This is a genomic window from Gallibacterium faecale (assembly GCF_027920745.1).
Classification (GTDB): domain Bacteria; phylum Pseudomonadota; class Gammaproteobacteria; order Enterobacterales; family Pasteurellaceae; genus Gallibacterium; species Gallibacterium faecale.
This window is the reverse complement of record NZ_JAQIBB010000012.1, coordinates 1-4,180: the sequence shown is the minus strand read 5'-3', so window position 1 is coordinate 4,180 and position 4,180 is coordinate 1. Positions and strand designations below refer to the sequence as shown.

General features: G+C 37.6%; 4 protein-coding genes. All 4 read left to right on the top strand.

Going from position 1 to position 4,180, the window contains the following annotated elements; genetic code table 11:
* The first annotated feature begins 357 nt into the window (after positions 1-357).
* The 4 genes from nrfA (at position 358) to nrfD (ending at position 4,142) form a co-directional block, all read left to right on the top strand.
* A complete protein-coding gene (nrfA, locus tag PF272_RS01185) occupies positions 358-1,833 on the top strand; it encodes an ammonia-forming nitrite reductase cytochrome c552 subunit (RefSeq protein WP_271141332.1) in 1,476 nt (491 codons plus the stop codon).
* 73 nt (positions 1,834-1,906) lie between these two features.
* Entirely contained in the window at positions 1,907-2,515 is a 609-nt protein-coding gene (gene nrfB, locus PF272_RS01180; protein ID WP_271141331.1) for a cytochrome c nitrite reductase pentaheme subunit, read from the top strand.
* Positions 2,512-3,186 carry a cytochrome c nitrite reductase Fe-S protein gene (gene nrfC / locus PF272_RS01175; protein WP_065237874.1) on the top strand — a complete coding sequence of 225 codons (675 nt, stop codon included), beginning with the start codon at positions 2,512-2,514 and terminating at the stop codon, positions 3,184-3,186. Before nrfB ends, nrfC begins: the two co-directional genes overlap by 4 nt.
* On the top strand, positions 3,183-4,142 hold the full coding sequence (gene nrfD / locus PF272_RS01170; protein WP_271141330.1) for a cytochrome c nitrite reductase subunit NrfD: 960 nt from the start codon (positions 3,183-3,185) through the stop codon (positions 4,140-4,142). Before nrfC ends, nrfD begins: the two co-directional genes overlap by 4 nt.
* Positions 4,143-4,180 lie beyond the last annotated feature (38 nt).

The window sequence follows — 4,180 nt, the reverse complement described above, 5'->3', positions numbered from 1 at the left end:
TAATGTGGGCTTTTTTGTACACTTATTATGCAAAAATTACACAATATACCACTTATTAGTTATTAAAAAATTAAAACACTAATTCTTTGATTTAATTACTTTTTATAACACATAATAGGTATAAATAGTGATTTACCTCTCATTTCTACTTTCTCCCTATAAAACTTTTTGATTAATCTCAAAAAACTGCAATATAACCTTAGAATTATTGTGAGTATTTGGATAAAGTAAACGATGCTTATAACTATATCTTCCTTGTATTTCCAAGGGATGGAGATACAAAGATAAATAAAACGTTGTTATTAGTGAATAACTATTTATGTTGGGGTAATTATCGTGAAAACTTTAAAACAAGCGATGTTTTTATTATTAGCAAGTGCCGCCACTGTGGGAGTGAACGCTGCACATGCTGCTGATCAAACAGCAACAAATCCTGCATCGGATCAAACACAGCAAAAAGCAGACAAATTTAAAGATATGAAATTTGATATTGATAAAGTATCTGTACGCAATGATCTTTATGCAGAAAAATATCCTTTACAATATCAATCTTGGCTAAGCACCAAACAATCAGAAAAAATTGGTGATGCATTAGCAGAAGATCCTCGCTTAGTGGTGTTATGGGGAGGATATTTATTCTCCGTAGACTACAACCATCCTCGTGGTCACTATTATGCTATTACTGACGTACGTAACATTTTGCGTACTGGCGCACCAAAAGATGAAACTAGTGGTCCACAACCCGCCGCTTGTTGGACTTGTAAAAGCCCAGATGTTGCACGTTTAATTACTGAAAAAGGTGAAGACGGCTATTTCGGTGTGAAATGGGCGAAATGGGGTAATGAAATCGTTAATCCTATTGGTTGTGCTGACTGTCATGATACTAATTCTGCTGCCTTTGCTAAAGGGGAACCAGCACTTCGCATTGCTCGTCCACACGTTTTACGTGCATTAGATAAAGTCAATTGGAACTTTGAACGTTCTGACCAAACCGATAAACGTGCAGCAGTTTGTGCTAACTGTCACGTTGAATATTACTTTGCAGGTGACAAGAAAACCGTTACTTTCCCTTGGGATAATGGCTTGAGTGTGGAAGATATGGAAGCGTACTATGACAATCTTAAATTTAAAGATTGGGTACATTCTCTTTCTAAAGCACCTATGTTGAAAGCGCAACACCCAGACTTTGAAATCTGGACAATGGGTATGCACGGTAAAAATGGCGTAACCTGTGTAGATTGTCATATGGCAAAAACTCAAGCTCCAGATGGACGTGTTTATACTGATCACAATATCGGCAATCCATTTGATAACTTCCAAAATACCTGTGCAAATTGCCATGATCAAAGTAAAGAAAAATTACAAGGTATCGTGAATTCTCGCAAAGAACGTGTTACCCAAATGTTGATTAAATTAGAAGATCAACTTGTTCATGCGCACTTTGAAGCGAAAGCGGCTTGGGATGCTGGTGCTACAGAAGATGAAATGAAAGATGCACTACAAGATATTCGCCATGCTCAATGGCGCTGGGATTATACTTCTGCAAGCCACGGTGCTTATATGCACGCACCTGAAGTAGCATTAAATGTATTAGGTACTGGATTAGACAAAGCAGCTGATGCACGTCGTAAACTTGCGGTCATCTTAACTAAACATAATGTTAACCAACCAGTTGCAATTCCTGATATCTCTACCAAAAAAAAAGCTCAGGCAGCGATTGGTATCGATATGGATAAACATAAACGTGAAAAAGAAGAGTTCTTAAAAACTGTTGTTCCTCAATGGGATAAAGAAGCAAAAGAAAAAGGCCTATTGCCAGCTGATGCAAAATAAACCTTATCCTAGTTTGCCTCAGTCTTAAGACTGAGGCATCCAAAAAACGCTGTATTTAGTCGAGGAAAAAATAATGAACTTCTACGCTATGTTGAAAAAAGGGCTAGTTACCAGTATCACTGTTGGGTTATTTGCCTTTGCATTCAGTGCAAATGCTGAAAACAATACCAATCCTACTGGTAATTCAGCCAATACGTTGACCTATCAACCAAAATTGGAAAATCAACGTGATCCAAACCAATATTGTGCAAAATGCCATAAATTTAATGATCAACAATTTCATGGTACGCATTTAAGCCAAGTTAGCCCAAATACGGGTAAACCTATTACCTGCGTAAGTTGTCATGGCAAAATTTCTGAAGATCACCGTCGTGGTGTTAAAGATGTGATGCGTTTCCATGGTGATATTTTTGATGGCAAAACACCAATGTACACAGTGCAAGAACAAAACCAAGTTTGTTTCGCTTGTCATAAACCAGAAAAATTAAGAGAAAAATTCTGGGCTCATGATGTTCATGCGATGAAATTGCCTTGCGCAAGTTGCCATACATTACATCCTGAACAGGATGCCATGAAAGATATTCAGCCAAAACAACGAGTGAAATTATGTGTGGATTGTCATGGTAAACAACAAGCAATCCGTGAAGAAAAAGCAAAACAACCAACTAAGGATGCACAATGAATTGTTCACGCCGCAACTTTGTTTCAGGTATTGGCGCACTAATGTTAGTTGCAGGAACAACGAATAAAACATTAGCAACTGCCTTATCTGAGGAAAAAGACAAACGCTACGGAATGTTGCACGATGAACGCAGCTGTATTGGTTGTACAGCTTGTATGGATGCTTGTCGAGAAGTAAACCATGTCCCTGAAGGGGTTTCTCGTCTGCAAATTATCCGTAGTGAACCTTATGGTGAGTTTCCAAATGTAGAATATGAGTTCTTTCGTCACTCTTGCCAACATTGTAGTAATGCACCTTGTGTTCATGTTTGCCCTACTGGAGCATCATTTATTGATGCAAAAACAGGAATCGTTGACGTTAATAAAGATCTCTGTGTCGGCTGCCAATACTGTATTGCAGTTTGTCCATATCGTGTTCGTTACATTAACCCGCTTACTAAAGCTGCGGATAAATGTAACTTCTGTCGTGATACAAATTTAGCAAAAGGTAAATTGCCAGCGTGTGTGGAATCTTGTCCAACTAAAGCACTAACTTTCGGTGATCTGAATGATCCAAATAGCGAAATTTCTAAGAAAATTCGTCACGATCAAGTTTATCGCACTAAAGTAGAACTTGGCACAGAACCAAATCTTTATCATATTCCAAGCAAACACGGGGAGATCAGACGATGAGTAGTCCATTTCATTTCCCATCTCTCGTGTGGGACGAAATTATTGCCATTTATCTCTTTTTATTAGGGATTTCAGCTGGCGCTACAATGTTAGCTGTATTATTAAAACGCAGTGGTCTAGCAGGCTCAAACCCAGCACAGAATAATGTGATTCGTTGTGCAGCAATTATTGCACCTGTCACTATTATTTTAGGTTTAGTCATTTTGATCTTCCACCTTACCAAACCTTGGACATTCTGGTATTTGATGTTCAATTACCACCACACGTCAATTATGTCGATGGGGGTAATGTTATTCCAAATCTATATAGCATTCCTTTTATTATGGTTAGCCTTTATTTTCCAAGATTTGGTAGCACAACTAATTAATCGTTTTGTACCAAAACTTAGCTTTATTCATCGTATTATCGTGAATTTAGCCCGTTTTAGTTCACCAATAGAAATCATCTTAATTTTCCTTTCTGTTCTGTTAGGAGCTTATACTGGTTTCTTATTATCAGCATTAATTAGTTATCCAATGTTGAATAACCCAGTATTGCCTGTTTTATTCCTTGCATCAGGAACATCTTCAGGTATTGCAGCATTAATCTTGGCGACCGTATTATTTACCAAAGAAAGTACTCATTCAGCAGCACTTAACTTTGTCCACAAATTTGAATTGCCTGTTGTCTTAATTGAAGCTTTCCTATTATTTGCATTCTGTATTGGTTTATATTTAGGCGGCGGACAAAAGACGGTGGCAATCTATAATGCAGTCGGCAGTGGTTTCTGGGCATATGTATTCTGGATTGGTTTAGTCGGTATTGGATTAGTTATACCAACACTATTAAACGCAATCGCTTCAAATGATATGAAACATCGCAAAGGTTTCATCATTTTGGTGACAACATTAAGTTTAATTGGTGTATTATGCTTACGTTTCTGGGCATTATATGCAGGGCAAATGACTCTTGCTTAACCACAAGAACTTAGAGAGAAAGTGATATGTTGTTAAAC

Coding starts and splice junctions, on each gene's coding strand:
- nrfA (WP_271141332.1), top strand. CDS start 358: ATGTTTTTATTATTAGCAAGTGCCGCCACTGTGGGAGTGAACGCTGCA.
- nrfD (WP_271141330.1), top strand. CDS start 3,183: ATGAGTAGTCCATTTCATTTCCCATCTCTCGTGTGGGACGAAATTATT.
- nrfC (WP_065237874.1), top strand. CDS start 2,512: ATGAATTGTTCACGCCGCAACTTTGTTTCAGGTATTGGCGCACTAATG.
- nrfB (WP_271141331.1), top strand. CDS start 1,907: ATGAACTTCTACGCTATGTTGAAAAAAGGGCTAGTTACCAGTATCACT.